The organism is Chitinophaga pinensis DSM 2588 (assembly GCF_000024005.1).
GTDB lineage: Bacteria > Bacteroidota > Bacteroidia > Chitinophagales > Chitinophagaceae > Chitinophaga > Chitinophaga pinensis.
Window position 1 is genome coordinate 2,668,580 of sequence record NC_013132.1, and the last position, 23,678, is coordinate 2,692,257.

Sequence of the window (23,678 nt, forward strand, 5' to 3'; positions counted from 1 at the left end):
TCTTTCCTCTAAAACTACAATGAACTTTATATGAAAAACGGTACGATGATGCAGTACTTCCACTGGTATACGCCAGAGGATGGAAGTTTATGGAATACGGTGAAAAAAGAAGCCCCAAAACTGGCCGCCCTGGGTATTAACGCCATCTGGCTGCCGCCTGCCTATAAAGGAGCGGACGGCGCCAGCAGCCGTGGATATGACGTGTATGATCTGTATGACCTCGGTGAGTTTGATCAGAAAGGGACGGTTCGTACCCGTTACGGTACCCGCGAGGAGTTTGAAGCAGCTGTTAAAGCTATTCAGGAGAGCGGTATGCAGGTCTATGTGGATGTTGTGGCAAATCACCTGATGGGTGGAGACGAAACGGAAAAGGTGACGGTACGTAAAGTAGATGCGGAAAACAGGAACGAGTTTATTTCTGAGCCGATGGAAGTCGAGGCTTATACCCGTTTTACTTATCCGGGCCGTAAAGGTGCGCATTCTGATTTTGTATGGGATCACCAGTGTTTTACCGGTATCGATCATGTCAGCAATAGTGATGAAGAGGGCATTTTCACCATTCAGAATGAATATGGCGAAGGATGGGAGGAAGTGATAGACACGGAAAAGGGAAACTATGACTACCTGATGGGCGCCGATATAGAATTCCGTAATCCTGCTGTCAGAGAAGAATTCAGAAGATGGGGAGAATGGTATTACAATGCGGTGAAATTTGATGGTTTCCGTCTGGATGCGGTGAAACATATTACGCCTTCTTTCTTCAACGAGTGGCTGGACCAGATGCGTCAGTATACCGGCAGAGAATTGTTTGCAGTAGGAGAATACTGGGCGCCAGGTCAGCTGGACCTGTTATTAAAGTATATAGAAGCCACAGAGGGCAAAATGTCTTTATTCGATGCCTCTCTGCATCATAATTTCTATGATGCTTCCCTGAAAGGAAAAGACTATGATCTGACAACCATCTTTGATGGTTCGCTGGTACAGGCGAAGCCTTTCCTGGCAGTGACGGTGATTGGTAATCATGATACCCAGCCATTGCAGGCACTGGAAGCACCGGTGGATTACTGGTTCAAACCGATTGCTTATGCACTGATCCTGTTGCGTGAGCATGGTTATCCTTGTGTCTTTTATCCTGACCTGTATGGTGCAAAGTATACGGATAAGAATGGGGAAGGGGAGGATACGGAAATAGAACTGGTACCGGTAGAAGGACTGGAATTATTGATTCCGGCGAGGGACCAGCACGCCTATGGTGTACAGCGTGATTATTTCGATCATGCGAACTGTATCGGCTGGACACGTGAAGGAGATGAAGAGCATACCGGTTGTGCAGTGGTCATTTCTAATGGAGAAGAAGGGAATAAGCACATGGAGATCGGAAAGCGTTATGCCGGAAAGCGGTTTAAAGATATACTTGGCAAACGGCAGGAGGAGATTGTGGTGGATGAAGAAGGATGGGCTGAGTTCCTTTGTGCGGCAGGTTCGGTATCTGTGTGGACATTAGCTGAATAATGCTGGATTCCGCCCGTATTTTAATGGCATTTCTCCTTTTATCCTAAAATAACAGAAGGAGAAGGGGTGATATATTATATTTACGGGAGAACCATTTATCAATCAGTTTATGATCAGCAAAATCTTACTGCCCCTGCTGCTGGCGGGCGCTATGTTTACACAGGCGACTGCACAGACTTCTGAGGCGCAGATGAAACCCTCACCTTCCCGCTTACTGGCGATTGACTCAGCTGTAGTTACCAGGCATGAAGTAACGATCAAAGGGCAGCGTGTGCCTTATACTGCTACTGCTGGGAGCATTCCGATCTGGGATGAAGAAGGGAAGCCACTGGCAGGAGTATTTTATACTTATTATGAGAGAGAGGATGTGAAAGATAAGTCCGGCCGTCCGCTGGTGATCTCTTTCAATGGTGGTCCGGGTACCCCTTCCGTATGGATGGAGATAGGTTATACCGGTCCGCGTATCCTGAATATAGATGACGAAGGGTATCCGGTGCAGCCGTTTGGTATGCGCGATAACCCACAATCTATCCTGGATATTGCCGATATCGTATACATAGATCCTGTGAATACAGGCTATTCCCGTCCGGTACATAAAGATGTTCCAGGTAGTAAATTCTATGGGGTGAATGCTGACATTAAGTACCTGGCGGAATGGATCAATACTTTCGTGACCCGTAAAGGTCGTTGGGCTTCTCCGAAGTTCCTGATCGGCGAAAGCTACGGAACCACCCGTGTATCCGGGCTGGCGTTAGAGTTGCAGGATGCACAGTGGATGTACCTGAATGGCGTGGTCCTGGTGTCTCCGACCGAACTGGGTATAGACAGGAATGGTCCGCTGGATGCGGCTTTAAAGCTGCCTTATTTCACAGCGACGGCCTGGTATCATAAGAAGCTACCAGCTGATTTGCAGCAGAAAGACCTCAATGAGGTATTGCCGGAAGTAGAGAATTTTACGATCAATGAGCTGATCCCTGCACTGTCAAGAGGCGGTTCTCTGGATGAAGCGCAACGTAAGAGTATCGGCGCGAGGGTGGCACGTTATAGTGGTTTGAAAGAAATCGTGGTGCAGGAAAACAATCTCGATGTATCTACCAATCTTTTCTGGAAGGAACTGCTGCGCGATCAGGGATATACCGTTGGTCGTCTGGATTCCCGTTACAGGGGTATTGACAGGCAGACTGGTGGTACTCAACCTGATTATAATGCGGAACTGACTGCATGGTTGCAGGCATTTACACCTGCGATCCAGATCTATCTGCGGGAAGAACTGAACTATAAAACGGATCTGAAGTATAATATGTTTGGTCCGGTGTTCCCATGGGATTCAAAGGACAACAAGACCGGTGAAAACCTGCGTCAGGCAATTGCCCAGAACCCATTCCTGCACCTGCTGGTACAATCGGGTTATTATGATGGCGCCTGTGATTACTTCAACGCGAAATATAGCATGTGGCAGCTGGATCCGGGCGGTAAACTGAAAGACAGGCTGAAATGGGAAGGTTATCGCAGCGGACATATGATGTATCTGCGAAAAGATGATCTGGCTGCGGCCAATGAAAATCTCCGCAAATTTATCCTTCAGTCGATACCGGCTAAGGGACAAGCAGCAAAATACTAACAATGTGAGGCTCCGTTTCGGAGCCTCCTTTCTTTGGTGTAATATTGTGTATGCAAAGGCTCCTCGCACATATCAGCAGGTTTGTCGAACTGACGGACGAAGACAAAGAGACGATTCTTTCCATCATGCAGTACCAGCAGGTTAAAAAGAAAGAATACCTGCTCAGACAGGACGCGGTGTGTAATGCGAATTACTTTGTCCTGCAGGGTTGTTTCCGCAGGTATTACATTGATGATAAAGGCACCGAACAGACGATCCAGTTTGCTATTGATAACTGGTGGATTACAGACTATGATAGTCTGGAGAAAAGGGCCCCTTCCGAGTATTTTATCCAGGCTGTTGAAAACGCCGAAATAGCGGTACTGGATAAAAGAGTACAGGAGGAGTTGTTTCGTCAGGTACCGGCGATGGAACGGTATTTCAGACTGGTATTACAAAGAGCCTATGCGGCGTCTGTGCAGCGTATCCGCTATATTTATGACTTCTCCGGAGAAGAGCGTTATAATCACTTCAGTAACCTGTTTCCCGAGTTTTTGCAGCGTATTCCCCAATATATGCTGGCTTCCTACCTTGGTTTTACCCCGGAATTCCTGAGTAAGATCAGGGCTAAGAAAATCTGAGCGGTCTTTTCTTGAACTGGATTAAGTTTTAAGCGCCTGTAGTGTATCAACTTTGTGTCAACAAAAACATAAAACGATGCAAACACGTTTCAATATGCCCCAGGTTGAGCCAGAAGGTTACAAAGCATTACTGGCAATGGAAAAGTACCTGCAGACGACGAAGATCGAACCACTACACAAAGAGCTGATCAAGATAAGAGCCTCCCAGATCAATGGTTGTGCTTACTGTATCGATATGCATACAAAAGATGCCCGTAAATATGGTGAAACGGAGCAACGTATCTATGCACTGAATGCCTGGCGGGAGACGCCATTCTTTTCCCGCGAGGAGAGGGCTATTCTGGCGCTCACGGAAGAAGTGACACTGATCAGTCACCATGTAAGCGAAGCGACCTATAATGAAGCAATAGAGGTATTGGGAGAACAGCTGACAGCCCAGGTAATGCTGGCGGCAGTCGCCATTAACTCCTGGAACCGGATCGGTATTGCTACCAATCTGATGCCGGCAAAAAGCTAGTGTTTTGCCGTATTCCCGGCTGATTACTTCGATTAAACCCTCATTACGCCGCTATTACGCCGTTATCTCTTCGCTTATGAACGAAGAGGTAACGGCGTAATAGCGGCGTAGTAAGGGTATACGTCGAAGAATAGACCGGCAATGATACATGAAGGCATGATACCTGGTTCAGGTATATACATTTACACACATCAAAAAAGCGTCAGCTGTAAGCACAGGCCGGAGATCAGCCGTATCAGCGGTAACTGGTGTACAGACAAGAGAAATCCGCTTCCCGTCGGGTGACCGGCGGGAAGAAACATTTTTACGTTCAGACTACCATCTTTCCTGCTATGATTTTCATCACGGCAATACACGACCCATTTACTGTCGTTCCTTTTGCCTGTTTATTGAGTGTCCAGGTAATGCCGGCGCCGGTTGAAGCACTGGTTAATGCTGAGGGACAGGGATAAATAGCTACAGTTTCAATGTTGAACTGCTGAGCAGTACAAAGTGAATGTTAAGGAAAATGACCGTTGCAGGAATAAAGGAGGGCCCCGGAATTTGCAATTAGGAATTAAAAATTAAGAATTAAGTATTAAGCTGTTTGAGTGGTCTTACAAATAGAAAAGAAGGCTTCCTCTTTTTATTTTCTATTGTATCTGATATCATTGAACTGGATAAAGACAATAAAATAGTTAATTCTTAATTCTTAATTTTTAATTCTTCATTGTACAGCATTCTCACTGCTTTTGTTGCTGTTGAATGATATTCCTTATTACAAATTCGGTGAGTGCATTGCGGCCGGCTATGCCGAGTTTGCCCGCAATTCTGTACCTGTGATTCTCGATCGTACGGATGCTCACATTGAGTTCGTCAGCCATCTGCTTGGTACTTTTTCCTTCCGCAATCATTTTTATAATGCGGTTCTCAGCTTTACCGAGGCGGTGATAAAGTGCCTGTTGCGCAGTGGTTGAGTTGGCCAGGGAAACGCTTCTTGTTTCATCCGGCGTGTGCACATGATTGAATTTAGCGAATCGGCCGAGGCGGGAGCGGATACTGAGCAGGAGGTCCCTCTTTCTGAAGGGTCTTGCCAGGTAGTCGTCAGCGCCGAGGTTCATCGCCATACGCATCTCCTGTTTGTTATCTTTTACGCTTATGAAGATCAGGGGAATATGGTCAAATCCAGGATCATTTCTTAGTGCCATAATAAAATGGTGTCCGCCTGTTCCTCGCAGGTGGGCGCCACAGATGATAAGGTCAGGTTGTTGTTGCTGACAGATGATGATTCCTTCTTCTTCTGAGGAGGCTGTGTAAATATCATAAGATTGGGTAATCAATAACTGCCGGGTCTGTCTCACAAATACCTGGTCCTCATCTACAAGTAAAATTTTATAGACTGCAGTATTCATCAGAAAAGTGTTTGCAGGTTGATATACAGGTAAGATTGTAAACAGTTACAATGCCCATACATAAAGCGGGTACTTTTCACATATGACATACGAAACGGGCCTCCGGGCAGCGGAGTAGAGCTTGTTATAACAACAGAATGGAATGGTCGTGTGCATTTTAATTTGGTTAATATTAAGAAGTTAGCGGTAGATGCAGATACACGAGATGGCATAGTATTCCGTCGTGCATCCAGCTTCCATCAGCTGTTTAAACATGGTTTTTCAGGTAGAAGATATGGGAATGGTCTTTCCAGTGGCGTAAATATGTATAGAATAACGGGTGCGATTTCAACTAATGCTCGTCGTCATATATAAAATAAGCGCTAGTACTCAAAAAAAGGTGTGCATATACTTACTCCCTGTTCCCGCCGTGGCTGCTATTCTCAGCATAAGCGGGGACCGTTATATAAGTAAATATAGCGATTTGTTTGAATATGGCAGATTCCTGCCTGAAGGCAGTTCAAAGTTTTGGGGAAGAAGGACATTTTGCGTGTTTTGGAAGACGGGGGAGATTGCTTCCAAAAGGAAAGAATATAGTAAGGAGGTTAGTTGTTTCGGAAAGCTGCTTTTTTATCAATCCATCGATGAATGTCAATGACTTTCATTGACACAAAAGCCCTCAATATCTATCATAATCAGTTAAAATAATATTAAGAAAAAAGTGCTACTCAAAATATGCGTACAAGTACTCCCTGAAAAGTTATCCACAAAAACGATTGCTTTCAGGGTTTAAAATGTGGATAACATCGCATTTCGTGTACGCGATGAAGATAGCTATAACGTTGAGTACCTGCCTCTTTATTGTATAATGTTAAAAATATATTTGAATGCGCTGAACCCCTTTACAGGATGGATAATCCCTGTCCTTATATGTGCATTAAACACCATGTGAATCCTCCCGGAAAATGGCCATTTTTAGCCGCCTAAAAGGGTAGTATGAGGGCAACTTTCATTTGTAATCTTCTGATTTATAATTGAGAAGTTGAGAGGGTGGCGGGTTATTAATTTTTAAAAAGATATTGTTTTATCAATAAATATAGATATTTTTATATTCGAATTTACTATATCCCTGACTATCGGATACTAATAAATCATAATCCATAACCAATGAAAAAATCTGCCTTATATGAATTGTGGACCGCTCTGGTAGCGGTATTTCACAGGTCAGACCGTCATCACCGTCTTGCACGGATATATGTATATAATAATAAGATGACAGTTCCTTCGCGCCGTTTCTAATGAGCGAGATTAACATTGGTACAATAGCATTCAAAACATACTATCCGCAGTAATCCTAAGCCTATGCGCACAAATTGTTACAATTCTACTCGTGTAAACCTGCTAGAAGCTATGCAGCGACGAGTTGGCCTGGTCCTTACTGATATGAAAAAATTGTCTGACCACTGCCTGTTCATGCTCCTTTTTATAGTGGGTATGGCCTGGCTGCCAGCAAAGGCAAGCTCTCTGCCGGCAGGTAAAACAGATAAAAGCAGTATCGCCTCAGGTGTAAAACCTTATACCAAGTCAGCCCAGATCTGGATGACCTATGGTTATACTCCCTCCGGTACAGATCAGGCTGTGGCCACTGGTGACAGGATCGACTACAGGATCTACATCCGTAATACGGGTGACGAGCCGCTGACAGGTGTGCGCATTGTGGATACCATTCCGCTGCATACCACTTTCTTTGGCGCCACCAACGGAGGCGGACTGAATGGTGGTCTCTCCAATAATATACTTACCTATAATAATGTAACCATCCCTGTAGGCGCTACCATCTATGTGAATATCTCCGTGGATGTGGCGGCTAACCTGACAGGTGTTGACTATATTAATAATACAGGTTATGTTGATCTGGGCGATGGCGCTGGTCTGCGTCATACCTTCGGTCCTGGTGCTGATAATAATATCACTGCTCCACTGGGTGGCGACAGAGGATGGCCTTCTACCAGAACACCGGTAGATAACGGTATGAATACTGTTGCCTGGAAAAGCTCTGGTTATATCGGTACAGGTCCTGACCGTACCATCCAGACCGGCGACGTGATCACCTACGTAATACATGTAAAGAATACCGGTTCACAGACACTGACCAATATCCTGGTGACTGACTACGTACCTGTATATACGAACTTCTACGACGGTGATGAAAACGTAACACCTGATGCCAATAACCTCTTGTCATGGACTATTCCTTCACTGGACCCGGGTCAGACAACTGTCCGCACTTTCCGTGTAAGAGTAGCCACTGACCTGACTGGTGCGAAGTCAATCGATAATACTGCATATGTAAATAACGGTAACGGTAAAGGTTCTGTTGCAACATTGCCGGCTTTATCAAATGATCCGAGCCAGCCGGATCCGGGTGGTCTGGGCAAACCTTCCACTACTATTCCGATCAAGAGCGTTACTTCATTCGAAAGCTGGAAAATTGTATTGAACAGCAGCGGTGAAACAAGCGTAAACTCCGGAGAAGAACTGTCTTATATCATATATGTACGTAACACGGGTAACATCACTATTCCATTATTACAGGTAAGTGACCCGGTTCCTGATTTCACTACTTTCCAGAGTGCTTCTGATGGTGGTCTGCACTTCGATGGTTCCAACACTGTTGTATGGGCAGTTAACAACCTGGCAGCTGGCGCAATTGCAACCCTGCACTTTAAAGTAAAAGTGGGAGATATTCCGGAAGGTATCGGAAGTATCAATAACACAGCAAGGGTACAGATAGGTGGTAACTCGGATTCTACCTCCAAACCAACTTACCATTGCGATCCGAAAGAAGCAGGTTGTGATAAAGGTACTGTAACCAGTATCAAAGCAGTGAAAGGTAAACCAGGTTTGATGATCTCCAACGTGGTGACGCCAAATGGCGATGGTAAGAATGATTACTTTTTCGTAAGAGGAATAGATAAATTCCCTAACACACAGTTGTTCGTATTCAACCGTTGGGGAGGAGTTGTATACCAGAGTAAAGATTATCAGAATAACTGGAATGCGACGGGACTAAGCGAAGGGACCTACTATTACCGGCTTGAACTGAATGACCCTGCCACCGGTGTGACTGTTTATAAGGGTTGGGTAATGATTATTAGATAATGAACTGTGATCCTAAAAGTGCAATTATGTACACGACAAAAAAATGGTTTACTGTAGTATTATTACTTTGCCTTGCAGCAGGTTCCCGTGCGCAGCAAAGTGTCCAGTTCAGCCAGTATATTTTTAACGGATTGGCAATCAACCCGGCCTATGCGGGTTACAAGGATGTACTACACCTCAACGCTTCGTATCGCCAGCAATGGACCGGACTTGAAGGCGCTCCGCGTACCGGATCTATCTCTCTGGATGGTCCGCTGAACCGTGGTAACAAAGACGCCAACGTAGGTCTTGGTATTCAAGCGATGATGGATAACCTGGGACCACAGAGTGCAATCTCTCTCTATGCTTCTTACGCTTACCGTATCCGTCTCGACGAAGAAGACACCCGCCGTCTTTGTTTCGGTCTCGGTGTAGGCGCTACACAATATGGAATGGACGGTAAAGACCTGATATACGAAACAAACGGTGACCGTATCATTCCTGATGGATCTGCGAAAGCAACCACACCTGATGCACGTGTAGGCATCTATTACTATACTCCTTCTGTTTATATCGGTGTATCCGTACTGGATCTCTTATCCAAATACACCAGCTCCGGTTACAAATGGAGAGGTTATACATACGAAAGTATCCGCAGAAAACAGCATCTGTATGTGACTGCAGGTTACATGTTCAATGTGAACGACGAAATTTCCCTCAAACCATCAGTACTGTTTAAAAGTGATTTCTCCGGTCCTGCAGGATTGGATGCTACACTGATGATGCACATCGACGAACTGTTATGGGTAGGTGGTTCTTACAGAACAAACCTGTCTGTATTAAACAAGAAATCTATTGTGAACAATACGGCTCTTGACAAGGCCAATGCAATCAGCGGTATCCTTGAATACTATATCTCGCCTAAATATCGCATAGGTTATTCTTATGACTATAGCATGAACAAACTGGCAGGTATTCAGACTGGCTCTCATGAACTTTCGATCGGTATATTATTTAATTCAAAGCTATTCAGTACGTCTAATCCGCGCTATTTTTAATTTCTAAAAGATCATCAAATCTTTATATGCTACGACGTTGTTACGCGATATTATTGTGCACCACTCTGACGGTTCCGGTGATGCTGTATGGCCAGGAGCAGAAAAGCGTTCGGGTAAGAGCTGATGAAGCTTTTGAAAGACAGGAATATGCTGTAGCGGCATCTCTGTATGGAAGGATCATTAATAAAAAGAAAGATAAAACTTCCATAGATCTGCTGCAACGTATCGCACTCTGCAACCGGGAAATCGGTCAGTATGAGGATGCTGCTTTCTGGTATGAGAAAATGGTCGACCGTCCGGATTGTCCGCCAGTGACATATCTGCAATACGGAGAAGTCCTGAAGAGTGTGGGTAAATATGTTGAAGCAAAACAGCAGATCACCAAATTCACTACCGGGAAACAGGATAGTCTCAGACTGAAGAATGTGATGATGGCGGGTTGTGATAGTGCTATCGTCTGGAAATCCGGCCGTCTGGATATGGCGATGGAAAATATCAAGGAACTCAGTTCTTCCGGTTCTGATTATGTAAGCGGGGTAACAAGACAGGGTTTGCTGCTGGTATCCAACGGTTATCGTAAAATGACCATGAATCTGTTGCCAGAGCGTAACCCGGCGATTGACACACGTACGAATCAGCCTTATTACAAAGCATATATTTTCAAACAATATTCCCAGGGTGTGGCCAACACTTTCGTAGAAGAAGTAGTGCCGCAATTATTAGCCCTGGTGCCTTATCACATCGGCCCCGTTTGTTTCAACGCAAGAGAGGATACCATTTACGTTACACTGAACTCCTGGCAGCAGGATATTGCCAACCGTAAAAAACGCGGTCCGGTAAATGGGGAACGTGTAATGATGGTGTTCTGGTCAGTGAAAACAGGCGACGACTGGAGACCGCTGGAGCCACTGAGGGAGATCAATGCTCCTGGTTCCTCTACTGGTCACGTGGCATTGAGCCGTGATGGTAAAACCATGTACTTTGCTTCCAACAGAAAGGGCGGACAGGGTAGAATGGACATCTGGTTCAGCGAAAAACAAAAGAACGGCAGATGGGGTAAACCTAAGAACTGCGGTCCGATCATCAACACTCCTTTCGACGAAGCATTCCCTACCTATAATGAAGATAACATGCTTTATTTCTCCAGTAAGGGACACCCCGGCCTGGGAGGGTTTGATATGTTCCGTATAAAAGGTAAAGGCGCTGAATGGACCCGTTTGCAGAACCTTCGTTATCCTTTCAACTCCGGTGGCGATGATCTGGGTTTCATCATGAAAGCGAATATGTACGAAGGCTACTTCTCTTCCAACCGTCCAGGTGGTGGTGGTAGCGATGATATCTACCGCTTCATGGATACGCACTTCGCTGAAAGATTTGAGAGAGATCCGGGTATGCAGCCTTATAAAGAGATCGAAGCGGGTATTAAACCAGACGTGCCTGCACTCGCTGATAATACAGCGGTTGTTACAGACGTTCCGGCGGAAACAGTTGCAAAAGCCGATGGCCAGAAACAACCAACCGTCATTTCTCCAAGACAACAGGTAGTTGCACCAATTACTTTACCAACAGTAGCAGATCCTGTTCAGACCTCGTCTAAAACGACTGAAGAACCGGTTGTGACGAATCCAAGACAGGCGGTAAGTGCACCAATCGATATTCCAGGTGCTGCACCTACTTCACATCCTGCTGAACCGGTAGTAGCTAAAAACGATCCTGTAGCAGCACCAGTGAAAGAAGAGCCGGCAAAGGAACCTAAATCAGCTGCGCCTGTAAGACGCGGACCAGGTTCAAAAACACCAGCGCCTGTTAAGAAACCAGGTGTGAAAACACCAGCGGTAGCCGTAGCTGCACCAGTAGTAACTGCGCCTGTAACAGAAGAACCGGTAGTAGAAAAAACACCTGAAAAAGCACCTGAGAAAACGCCTGCAAAACCAGTTGAAACGGTAGCAGTCGCACAACCGGAAGCCAGACAGGAGAAAGAAATGGACGAAATGGATGCGGCTATACAGCATAAGATGGAAGGCATGGAGTTCTACTACGACTATAACAGTGCGGTACTGACCACCAAGTCAAGAAACCTGCTGGATAGGGTAGCGGTAGTACTTAACCAATATCCTGACTGGAAACTCCTGGTTCGTTCCTACACTGACAGCCGTGGTTCTGACGCATACAACAAGGACCTCTCTGCACTGCGTTGTTATGCAGTAATTGAATACCTGGTACGTAAGGGTGTACCTTCTACGAGACTTTACTACGAAAACATCGGTAAAGATCCTGAAGATCCATGCGGTAAAGGTGTACCTTGTACGGATGAACAGTATATGCACAGCAGACGTACAATGTTGAAAATCATTCACAAATAACCGAATACATTTTACAATAAGAAACGCCCTTCCGGTAATGAACCGGGAGGGCGTTTTCTTTATGGCAAAAAAAATTACATTTGGGATAGTACTATACCACGTTAGGTACGACACCTTTATCAGAGAGTCTGGAATTAGGAACCAGTAGTAGACAATTAACCATAATACCTTAAAATGCCATTTTACCTGTGAAAACCGGTCTTATATCTGCACATCCCTATTAGAGAGCAAACTGATATCGTAATATTACCTGTGGCCCGGGTATGTTAGCAGACATAAACCAGTACTTCCATATCGTCTCAAAAAAACCGTTATAAATGAAAGTAAATTCTACCTTTCGTAGCGCGGTGTCTTACCATTATGTAAGACATGCATTGCTGCTTTTACTGCTCATGATGGGACTTTCCCCGCTCATGGCGCAGGTAACTCCGCAGGTGCCCGCTACCACGAAGAACCACAGCAAGCAGGTGATAGGCTATATCACCCAATGGGATGCGTGGAAAGATGTTGCCGGCATCGTTCCCAAAGGGGGCTATAACCAGCTGAATGTGGACTATTCGCAGTACACTATCCTAAACTTTTCTTTCTTTGGCGTGGCCAAAGACGGTTCCTTACACAGCGGGGACTTTCGTAACAAAAACATCTACCAGGTAGGCGCCGTACAGGAGCCGGGTGCACTGGTAAATGAAGATATCTACAGCAGCTGGGATATGTTCCTGTTATACGGTGAACTGGATGCTCCACTGTATTATATTTCAGAAGGAAGCTATGCCTACACGCTTGGCTACCGTAATGAAGGCAGTGGCTGGAAGAATGTTAATACCGGCAAAACCGGTGTATTCCCTTTATCTGTACCTAAACAGGGTGGCGCACAGGGCGTACTTGACCTGGCTCACTCCAAAGGGGTAAAAGTAATGGCTTCTATCGGTGGATGGAGCATGTGTAAACACTATCCTGAAATGGCAGCTGATGCCACCAAACGTGCGAAATTCGTAGCTGGTTGCGTTGAGCTGATGAACATGGGCTTTGATGGTATCGATTTCGACTGGGAATATCCGAATGATCCGGGTATGAACATCGAAAGATACAGCACTGCCGATTATAATAACTTCGCTGCACTGGTAGAAGCGGTAAGAACTGCAATCGGTCCTAATAAACTGATCACTGCTGCTTTCGCTGCTTCTCCTGCTAAACTGCAGGGTTTTAACTGGTCCCGTCTTAATAATTCCATGAATTATTATAACATGATGACCTACGACTACAATGGCGGATGGTCTAACAAAGCCGGTCATAATGCGCCCCTGTACGATTACCCAGGTGCAGAATACACTAACTTCTCTGTTGATGCAACTGTAAAAGCACTGAAAGCACTGGGCGTGAATATGTCTAAAGTAAATATCGGTGCGCCTTTCTATGGTCGTGGTGTAGTGACTTCCGGTGCAGCTGCACTGAATGGCGCTACTACTAAACGCGCTGAGACTGTGCAACCGGATGGTCCTATCCAGACCTGTGCCGACTACACTAACTGGGCGAAAGACCTCTGGGATGGTACGCCTAACTACAGCTATATCCTGCAACAGACTTCTTCCGGCTGGACTGAAGGATGGGATGATGTAGCGAAAGTACCTTATAAAACGAAAGGCAACTATTTCCTGAGCTATGATAACGAGCGCTCTGTAGGTGAAAAGGCCAAATATATCAAGGACAATGGACTGGCAGGTGTGATCATCTGGCAGGTATACGGCGACATGCTGAACATGACCAGCAGTACCGTTGCTAAGGGCAAGCTTATCTATTGTCCTAATACTACTTCTCCGCTTGTTAACAAAATCAATGCTGTTTTTGCTGATGGTAGCACACCTGTAAATCAGGCGCCTGTAGTGAACCTGACCGCACCAACAGCAAATGCTACTTTTACTGCGCCTGCAAGTATCACTGTCAGCGCTAATGCTACTGACAGCGATGGCAGCATCAGAAGAGTACAGTTTTATAATGGCGGTACCAGCCTGGGCATTGACTCTGTAGCGCCATACAGCGTTTCATGGAGCAATGTAGCGGCAGGTACTTACAGCATCACTGCTGTAGCTACTGATAACAGTGGCGCAAGCACTACTTCTGCTGCTGTATCTGTTACAGTGACAGGCGGTGGTACTAACCCTCCGGTTGATAACAACAAAGTAGTAGTAGGTTACTGGCAGAACTGGAACCTTGCTTCCGCTCCGTACATCCGTCTGCGCGATGTAGACAGCCGTTATAATGTGATTGAAGTTGCGTTTGGTACAACCAGCAGCGATCTGTCTACTGTGAATTTTACTCCGGAAGGAACAACCGTAGCTGACTTCAAAGCAGATATCGCTACATTACAGGCACAGGGCAGAAAAGTATTACTGTCTTTGGGTGGTGAAACCGGTACACTGGTGATCAACACAGAAGCCAATAAGCAAGCTTTCATCTCCAGCATGAAGAACCTGCTGGATAGCTACAACTTCGATGGTTTCGACCTGGATATCGAAGGTGGTACTTCCTTACAGCTGAATAATGGTGATAACAACTTCATGGCGCCAACTACGCCTAAAGTAGTTAACCTGATCGCTGCTGCAAAAGAGATCATCTCTTACCGTAAGGCACAGGGTAAAAACTGTCTGCTGACCATGGCGCCTGAAACATATTATGTACAGACCGCTTATGGCGCAACATATTCTCCGCTGGTAGGTGCATATCTGCCAATCATTTACGGTCTGCGTAACGAACTGTCCTGGATCCAGCCACAGTTATACAATACCGGTTCTGTAATGGGCCTGGATAATAAAGTATACAACTCTACTACTGCTGACTTTATCGTGTCTATGACTGAAATGCTGTTGCAGGGCTTCCCGGTATCAGGTACCAGTCAGACATTCCCTGCACTGCGTGAAGATCAGGTAGCTTTCGGTCTGCCAGCTGCACCAGGTGCTGCAGGTAGTGGTTACACTGCTCCGGCAGAAGTGAAAAAAGCACTGAATTATCTGACTAAAGGTCAGTCTTACGGTGGTACTTATGTGATCCGTAAAGCAGCTGGTTATCCTGGTCTGCGTGGTATCATGACCTGGTCAGTGAACTGGGATAAAGTAAACAATAGTGAGTTTGCTGCAAACTATTATCCGTATTTCTTCGGTACTACGCCGGGCAATCAGTCTCCGGTTGTAAGTATCACTTCTCCGGCTTCCGGAGCATCTTTCACAGCGCCTGCTTCTATCACAATTACGGCAAGTGCTTCAGATGCTGACGGTTCTATTGCTAAAGTTGAATTCTACAATGGTGCGACCAAACTGGGTCAGGCTACGGCAGCACCTTATTCCTATACCTGGACGAACGTAGCTGCGGCTACTTACAGCTTAACAGCTGTAGCAACTGATAATGCCGGCGCCGTAACAACCTCCGCTGCGGTATCTGTTACAGTAAATGGTACTGGTGGTAATACCTGCGATGGTATTGCTGCGTGGTCAGCTACTATTGCATATAATGGCAGCCAGCAGGTAGTGTACAACGGTAAGATCTACACTGCAAAATGGTGGACACAGGGCGACCAGCCTGATACGCACAGTGGTGCTGACCAGGTTTGGGCTTATGTACGTGATTGTGGCGGTAGTAATCCTGGTAATCAGGCTCCGACAGTAAGCATCACTTCTCCATCAGCAGGCGCTTCTTTCTCTGCTCCGGCTACAGTAACCATCCAGGCTACTGCTGCAGATGCAGACGGTACAATTGCCAAAGTTGAATTCTACAATGGCAACACCAAACTGGGAGAAGTAACTGCAAGCCCATACAGTTATACATGGGGTAACGTAGCTGCTGGTGCTTACAGCATCACAGCTGTAGCAACTGACAATGGCAGCAAGTCTACAACCAGCGCTGCTGTAGCTATCCAGGTAGGTAGCGGCAACACAGGTAACTGTGCGGGCGTAGCTGCTTATGAGCCTTTCCCGAAAGTATATAACCAGGGAGATAAGGTAGTGTATAACGGTGTCCTGTACGAAAGCCAGTCAAATGGTCTGTACAACGTAACGCCTGGTACTGCTGACTGGTGGTGGAAACCACTGGGTGCATGTGGTGCGGCGGCAAGAGTAGCTGTAGTATCTCCTGAACCTGATGGTGTTAACGCAGACAGCAAACTGGTCGTATTCCCTAACCCGCTGACAGGTACTGTGCTGAAAGTACAGATCAATGCTGCACAGGGTGAGAAAGTACTGATCGAACTGTGGAGTACGAATGGTAACGCTATCCTACGTAAACAGATCGTCGCAGGCGCTAAAGGTCAGCAGACCGTTGATCTGGATGTGTCTCAGGTACCAGCAGGTTCCTGGATACTGAAAACCAGCAATCAGCAGAGCGGCCGTAAAAGTGCTGCGAAGGTGATAAGATTATAATAGCCAATTAGGAATTAGGAATTAAGAATTAAGAATTGCTGCCGTTGCAACAGTCTCAATTCTTAATTCCTAATTCCTAATTCCTAATTTTTATTTAGCGAGAGTCTATATGCTGCTTTTAAATCCTGTATTTCTGTAAGCTCTTTCACTTCCCTCAGAATAAATAAGGTTCACTGTTAACGCTAAATTCCAACGTATGATGATGAAATTTACACACGTACTATTACAGGTTTTTATGATCAGCTGTCTGCTCCTGGCAGCTGGCGAAAGCGTATCTGCACAGTCAGGTATCTATGGCGGCGGTCCTATCTACAAAAACCGCAGTTATGCAATTAATGAACTCAGAAATTCCGGTTATACCTATGTGGTGGTATGGACCATTCACATTGATGCAAGCGGTAATTTCAACTTCAACGCGGAATTTCCTTTAGTGCAGAATGGTACTTATATCGGTGGAAATTCCTATCCGAATTTTGTGGATGATATGGCCAGACTGAAGTCAGCGCCCACCACCATTAACCGGCTGGAATTTTGTCTCAGCGCATGGGGTTCGTCCACTTTTACCAATGTAAAAAATCTGATCGCCGCACAGGGTACCGGTAGTACCAGTATACTGTACAAAAACTTCCAGGCTTTACGCAACACCTTTCCCATGGTGGACGCTATCGGCTTTGATGATGAAAGTGCCTATGATGTCAGCTCTGCTACCGCATTGGCTGTGATGTTGGGTAACCTGGGGTTTAAGGTAAGTCTGGTACCGTATACGAATTCCGGATACTGGACGAGTGTGGCGACAAATACCAATAACCAGCGTCCCGGTACAGTAGACAGGATAGACCTGCAGTGTTATGCCGGTGGCGCAGGCAATTCTCCCTGTAACTGGAATTTCGGTACCATACCGGTGTATGCGGGATTGTGGGACGCGGAGAAGTCAACAACACAGGTACAGAATCAGCTGAACACCTGGAAGAACAGTTGTGGTGCGCGTATCAAAGGTGGATTTATGTGGCTGTATGATGATATTGATAACAGTTCCCAGACGGCGGCTTATGCCACCGCTATCAGGAATGTGTTTGGCGGCGGTACATTGAGTACGGCGGCTGTTACTTTTTATCGTGATTGTAATTATGGAGGTCTGGCGATCAGTTTACCTACAGGCGATTATACCCTGGCGAGACTACAGTCTTTCGGCATCCGTAATGATGATATTTCTTCTTTAAACGTCAACAGTGGTTACAGTACCCGTTTGTATCAGAACGATAATTTTGGCGGTACTTCCCTTGCCCTGACAGCAAGCAATTCCTGTCTGGTTGCAGCAGGCTGGAATGACGTGGCCAGTTCCCTGATCGTACGTGCAGGCAGTGGCGCGAGGACTGCTGAAGAGGTTTCCATACAGAAGAGCGCTCTCCCTGTGAGATCCGCGAAAGGATTCCTGCTCTATCCTAATCCTGCTGCGGGTGAGTTGAAATTTCAGGCAGACGAAGACCTGAGTGGTGCACGTATACAGATCTTTGATCTGAGTGGCCGCCTTGTCATGACTGCCCGTAATATGGCGAACAGACTGGATATTTCCAGACTGCATACCGGCGTGTATACCATTGTGTTCAACAACAATGGCAGCATGATCACCCGTCAGTTTGTAAAACAATGAAAATAACCATTTAAATCGCTGATAAATCCTTTTGCAGGTTCTGCTTTACACTTCTTGTATTTGAACGTATTAAGGGAAACACTTCTTTGCCAGGAGGCGGTGGGCGGAACTTGCAATCAGTAACGCCGGTGTATGGCCGGCGCATTTTAAATCCCTCAAAACATAAATCATGAAAGCAAAAAAATGGATGAAGGCAGGTCTGCTGTTTGCAGCAGGTTTGTTGCTGTCCGCACAAACTTTTGCACAGTTTAAAGTAGTAGGCTATATGCCCTCCTGGTCTGGTAGTGTAAGCGCTATCCAGTACAGCAAACTGACGCATATTAACTACGCCTTTGCCTTGCCTACTTCCACAGGTGGCCTGCAGCCAATTGAGAACCCATCTAAGTTATCCAGCCTTGTCAGCAGCGGACATGCCAATGGTGTGAAAGTACTGATCGCGATAGGCGGATGGAATAACGGAGATGACGGTGCATTTGAATCACTGGCGGCCAATGCTACCTACCGTACGAACTTCGTGAATAACGTCATGAATTTTGTTAATCAGTACGGTCTGGATGGTGTGGATATGGACTGGGAATACCCTGACGCGGGTGCTTCTGCCAATAACTACCTGGCGTTGATGCAGCAGCTGTCCACAGCACTGCATAATAACGGCAAACTGCTGACAGCAGCAGTAGTAGGAACCGGTGGGGCCAGCATCCTCAACGGCGTATTTAACGTAGTCGATTTCTTAAACCTCATGGCTTATGATTATAATAATTACGAACATTCCACTTACACTTACGCATCACAGTCACTGAGCTATTGGGTTGGCAGAGGTCTGCCGGCTTCAAAAGCAATATTAGGTGTACCATTCTACGCACGTCCATCATGGAATAGCTATGCTACTTTGCTGGCGAATGGCGCAAATCCTAATTCCGACTATTTCGGTAGTGACTACTACAACGGTCTGCCTACTATCAGGAGTAAAACTAACCTGGCATTTGATCAGGGAGGTGGTATTATGATGTGGGAACTGTCACAGGATGCAACAGGCGCTAATTCTTTATTAAGTGCTATTTACCAGGTGAAATTAGACCGTACTGGCACTAACCCGCCTACGGGCAGCACCCTCATCCAGGCAGAAAATTATACATCCATGTCAGGCGTACAGGTGGAAGCAACCACTGACGCAGGTGGTGGCTCTAACGTGGGCTACATTGAAACTGGTGACTGGCTGGCATATGCAAACATCAACTTCCCTACTTCCGGCGCATACAAGGTAGAATACAGAGTTGCCAGCCAGAGCACAGGTGGTCAGTTATCACTTGACCTGAATTCCGGTGCTATTGTACTGGGTTATCTGAATGTACCAGTGACCGGTGGATGGCAGACATGGACGACTATTTCACACAATGTAAATGTTACGGCAGGTACCTACTCACTGGGCGTTTATGCACAGTCAGGCGGATGGAATATCAACTGGATCCGCATCACCAAAGTGGCTTCCGCTGCACGTACAACTGCTGCAACGAGTGAGAAAGAACCGTTGTTTGACAACAAGGTGGTTGAAAAAGCCCCATTACTCTTCCCGAATCCTGTTGCGACTTCCCTCAACCTGAGAGGTGACTTTAACCAGCCGGGCGGTGTCATTACCATTTATGACCTGAATGGTAAACAGGTACTGAACGCCAAAGGGGGTGTTACCAATATCAGTGTTGATAAACTTCCTGCCGGTACATACCTCCTGGTATATGTAAAAGGCGCGAAGAGAGTTACACAGCAATTCGTGAAACAATAATCTGACCGCCTGCCTCCGGCAAAGAGTGTTTCCCTTATTTACAAGTCCCTTTTTATTAACCATTTAAAACAAAAACCCGTATGATGCGATCATTAAAGATGACCCTTATGTTAACCGCTGGTCTGGCACTCGGTAGTAGTGTCGCGTCAGCCCAGAACTGGCAGCTGGTCTGGCAGGACGAATTCACGAACAGTATAGGCCCTGACTGGGTATTTGAAACCGGCACCGGTTCCGGTGGCTGGGGAAACAATGAACTGGAATACTATCGCCGCGAAAATGCGACCATCGAAAATGGTCAGCTGGTGATCACCGCAAAGCAGGAAAGCTTTGGTGGTATGAATTACACTTCTGCCCGTATGAAAACCCAGGGCAGAAAATCCTGGACATACGGTAAGATCGAAGCCCGTATCGCCATGCCATCTTTCCAGGGCTCCTGGCCCGCGTTCTGGATGCTTGGCAGTAATATCACTTCCGTAGGATGGCCGTCCAGCGGAGAGATCGATATTATGGAACACGTTAACACAGATGCCAATGTACACGGTACCGTACACTGGACCGGCACCAATGGAGGTTATGCTTCCTATGGCAGCTCTACGCCGGTAGGTGTAACAGGTTACCACGTTTACAGTATCGAATGGGACGCCAATGCCATTAAATGGTTCGTAGACGGCGTTCAGTTTAACGTTATCAACATTGCCGGTAATGTAGGCAGTACAGAAGAGTTTCACCGCGACTTCTTCATCCTGCTGAATTTTGCCATTGGCGGTAACTGGCCCGGCTTTACAGTGAACAATGCAGCGCTGCCTGCAAAAATGTACGTAGACTATGTGCGCGTATACCAGAATTCAGGTGGCAACAACAATCCATTTTCCACGACTATTCAGGCCGAATCTTATAGCTCTATGTCCGGCGTTCAAATAGAACCTACTACTGACGCAGGCGGAGGATCAAATGTCGGTTACATTGAAACAGGTGACTGGATGGCTTATCCATCAGTGACCATTCCTACAAGCGGTACTTATAAAGTAGAATATCGCGTTGCCAGCCAGACTGGTGGCGGACGTTTGTCGCTTGACGTTAATGCGGGTGCAAATGTGCTCGGTTACCTGGATGTTCCGTCTACCGGCGGATGGCAGAACTGGACCACGATCTCCCACAACGTGACGATCAACGCAGGCACTTATAATTTTGGTCTGTTTGCGCAGACCGGCGGCTTCAACATTAACTGGTTCCGCATCACCAAATTGTAAACCATCATCTTTTAACCAACATCTTCAAACAGTTTTACCCTATGAGCAAAATGTTAAAATATATAGCCGGCACGTCTCTGGCGTTAATGGCAACCGCTGTTACTTTTGCACAGCAGAAAGAACCCTATCGTCTCGGAACACCTGCCGGTCTCCTGCAGGATATCCGTACCCAGGCTACAAAACCACATGCAAGACTGGTAAGCGCTGCCGAACTGAAAGTAGGTCCGGGCACCGTGCTGACCGGTAAAGTAAATACCCGTCGTACTGATGGTAAGAACATGGAATCTATGATTGGTGAGATCGAAAACGTACCAGGTTCTTCCTTCTTCCTCCAGGTAAAGGATGGTAACGTTACTGGTAACATTATCCTGCGTAACAGCAAAAAAGGGTATAAATACTATACCGACAATACCGGAACTGCTTTTGTAAAAGAAGTGTCCCTGGATTCACTGTTGTGTATCGATTATAATAAGGCGCCACAGGAAACAGCCGGCAGAACGGCCAGCGCGAATGATGTTGCACTGGCCCTTGGCGAACTGCAAAGCCGCCCGGGTGCTAACGGTGTTGTACTGCTGGATTTCGACGGACAGTATGTATCCGGTACCCTGTGGAACAACGGTAACCCGATCAATGCAGCAGCAGCTACATTAACAGAAGCACAACAGCTGGAAGTATGGGAACTGGTAAGTGAAGACTTCCGTCCTTTCAACCTGAATATCACTAACAGCGAAGCAGTATATAATAGCTATCCTGCCAACAGAAGAATGCGTTGCATCTTCACGCCTACCAATACAGCTGCTCCTGGAGCAGGTGGCGTGGCATACATCGGTTCATTCAACTGGGGTAATGAAACACCTTGCTGGGTATTCAACGGTGGTGTAAAAGGTGCCGGCGATGCTGCTTCCCATGAAGTAGGCCACACTTTCGGTCTGGGTCATGATGGCCGTACCAGCCCTTCAGAAGGTTATTATGCCGGTCATGGTAACTGGGCGCCTATTATGGGTGTAGGTTATTATGTACCTGTTGTACAGTGGAGCAAAGGCGAATACGCCAGCGCTAACCAGCTGGAAGATGACCTGGCTAAAATTTCCAGCAGCACTTATGGTGTAGGTTACAGAACAGACGATGCAGGCGGTTCTATCGGTGCTGCATCTGCACTGACTGTTAACACCGGCGGCGCTGTTAACACCAATGGAGTAATCGAGCGTACCGGCGATGTGGATTTCTATAGCTTCACTACCGGTGGTGGTGCATTATCACTGAATTTTGCTACACCTACCCGTCATCCTAACCTGGATATACTGGCTACATTATATAATAGTGGCGGCGGCGTGGTAGCTACCAGCAATCCAAACGACCTTTCTGCTGCGATCAGCGCCAACCTGAGTGCTGGTACTTACTATGTATCTGTAACGGGTACCGGTTATCTGAATCCGCTGAATACAGGTTATTCTAACTATGGTTCACTGGGTAGCTATGCGATCACCGGTTCTATTGCTTCTGCTACAGGCGCGGCCGCTACAGTATATAAAGACTGTAATTATGGCGGTTATGCGGTAACCCTGCCGGTAGGTAGCTATACCTTGTCTCAGTTGCAGGCAAGAGGTGTCGTGAATGATGACATTTCCTCGCTGAAAGTGGCCAGCGGATATGAGGTGATCCTCTATCAGCACGACAATTTCGGCGGGGATGCTTACCTGTTCAGAGGAGATTTCTCCTGCCTGGTAGACCTCTCATTAAATGGTGCACCGCTTAATCTGAATGACTGGACCTCATCTGTCATAGTACAGCCATCAACCGCTGCCGCTGCACGTACAGCAGGTACTATACAGTATATTGAGAAGGTGAAAACAGAAGAAGCTGCTGACAGCAAACTGAATGCAACCCTAAATGTGTTGCCGAATCCGTTTGTAAATGAAGTGGTTGTGAGAACTACAGCGACTACGAAAGAGGGTTATCTCTATGTAAGTGTGTTCGCTCTGGACGGTAAAACCGTATTACCGGCGAAACGTATTGTAAATGGCGAAAGGATTGATCTGTCAAACGTTGGAACCGGCGTTTACCTGATTAAGATCTTTAACGGTAAGGATACCGAGATCAGAAAGATCATCAAGCAGTAATAATTTTCCTGTCTGACAGGATCATTTAAGGGCAAAAAACGGGAGTAACACCTAGAAATGGTGGGGCTTCTGTTTTTTGCCTTTTTTGTTTTCTCCTTTTCTACAGCAGTAAATACATTTCAAATACTTTTAATTTAATTTTTTGTTATAAAATGCTATACAATAAAAAGAATTGTTACTATTTTATATGTCGAAAAGATGGAGAAAACATTGTAATGAAAACCCGGAGCCATTAAAACTGCCGTATAATTTGTACCGAGAGGGGCGAA

13 protein-coding genes are annotated in these 23,678 nt (G+C 46.2%); 12 read left to right on the forward strand and 1 reads right to left on the reverse strand.

Annotated elements, in window-relative coordinates; genetic code table 11:
- The first annotated feature begins 30 nt into the window (after positions 1-30).
- From CPIN_RS10895 to CPIN_RS10910, 4 genes are all read left to right on the forward strand, one after another.
- A complete protein-coding gene (locus CPIN_RS10895; RefSeq protein WP_044218327.1) occupies positions 31-1,512 on the forward strand; it encodes an alpha-amylase in 1,482 nt (493 codons plus the stop codon).
- 109 nt (positions 1,513-1,621) lie between these two features.
- A complete protein-coding gene (locus CPIN_RS10900) occupies positions 1,622-3,133 on the forward strand; it encodes a S10 family peptidase (RefSeq protein WP_012789845.1) in 1,512 nt (503 codons plus the stop codon).
- Positions 3,134-3,183: 50 nt separating this feature from the next.
- Positions 3,184-3,753 carry a Crp/Fnr family transcriptional regulator gene (locus CPIN_RS10905; RefSeq protein WP_012789846.1) on the forward strand — a complete coding sequence of 190 codons (570 nt, stop codon included), beginning with the start codon at positions 3,184-3,186 and terminating at the stop codon, positions 3,751-3,753.
- Between the two features lie 76 nt (positions 3,754-3,829).
- Complete coding sequence (locus CPIN_RS10910; RefSeq protein ID WP_012789847.1) at positions 3,830-4,270, forward strand: carboxymuconolactone decarboxylase family protein; 441 nt, start codon at positions 3,830-3,832, stop codon at positions 4,268-4,270.
- A 722-nt stretch (positions 4,271-4,992) separates the two neighbouring features.
- Here the strand turns inward: CPIN_RS10910 and CPIN_RS10915 are convergent.
- Positions 4,993-5,661 (reverse strand): response regulator transcription factor, encoded by a 669-nt coding sequence (locus tag CPIN_RS10915; RefSeq protein WP_012789848.1) that lies wholly within the window; start codon positions 5,659-5,661, stop codon positions 4,993-4,995.
- A 1,389-nt stretch (positions 5,662-7,050) separates the two neighbouring features.
- Between CPIN_RS10915 and CPIN_RS10930 the strand changes: the two genes are divergently transcribed.
- The 8 genes from CPIN_RS10930 to CPIN_RS36530 all read left to right on the forward strand — a co-directional run bounded on the left by CPIN_RS10930 (position 7,051) and on the right by CPIN_RS36530 (position 23,409).
- Positions 7,051-8,802, forward strand: coding sequence for a T9SS type B sorting domain-containing protein (locus tag CPIN_RS10930; RefSeq protein WP_187294753.1), 1,752 nt, complete (start codon positions 7,051-7,053; stop codon positions 8,800-8,802).
- A gap of 26 nt (positions 8,803-8,828) precedes the next feature.
- The gene (locus CPIN_RS10935) at positions 8,829-9,839 is read left to right on the forward strand and encodes a PorP/SprF family type IX secretion system membrane protein (RefSeq protein ID WP_012789850.1); all 1,011 of its coding nucleotides are present in this window, start codon (positions 8,829-8,831) and stop codon (positions 9,837-9,839) included.
- A 26-nt stretch (positions 9,840-9,865) separates the two neighbouring features.
- The gene (locus CPIN_RS10940; protein WP_012789851.1) at positions 9,866-12,202 is read left to right on the forward strand and encodes an OmpA family protein; all 2,337 of its coding nucleotides are present in this window, start codon (positions 9,866-9,868) and stop codon (positions 12,200-12,202) included.
- A gap of 317 nt (positions 12,203-12,519) precedes the next feature.
- On the forward strand, positions 12,520-16,608 hold the full coding sequence (locus CPIN_RS36525) for a glycosyl hydrolase family 18 protein (RefSeq protein ID WP_012789852.1): 4,089 nt from the start codon (positions 12,520-12,522) through the stop codon (positions 16,606-16,608).
- A 196-nt stretch (positions 16,609-16,804) separates the two neighbouring features.
- Entirely contained in the window at positions 16,805-18,259 is a 1,455-nt protein-coding gene (locus CPIN_RS10950; protein WP_245552100.1) for a T9SS type A sorting domain-containing protein, read from the forward strand.
- Between the two features lie 169 nt (positions 18,260-18,428).
- Entirely contained in the window at positions 18,429-20,039 is a 1,611-nt protein-coding gene (locus CPIN_RS10955; RefSeq protein WP_012789854.1) for a glycosyl hydrolase family 18 protein, read from the forward strand.
- 80 nt (positions 20,040-20,119) lie between these two features.
- Complete coding sequence (locus CPIN_RS10960; RefSeq protein WP_012789855.1) at positions 20,120-21,289, forward strand: carbohydrate-binding protein; 1,170 nt, start codon at positions 20,120-20,122, stop codon at positions 21,287-21,289.
- 41 nt (positions 21,290-21,330) lie between these two features.
- Positions 21,331-23,409 carry a T9SS type A sorting domain-containing protein gene (locus tag CPIN_RS36530; RefSeq protein ID WP_012789856.1) on the forward strand — a complete coding sequence of 693 codons (2,079 nt, stop codon included), beginning with the start codon at positions 21,331-21,333 and terminating at the stop codon, positions 23,407-23,409.
- The last annotated feature ends 269 nt before the right edge of the window (positions 23,410-23,678 follow it).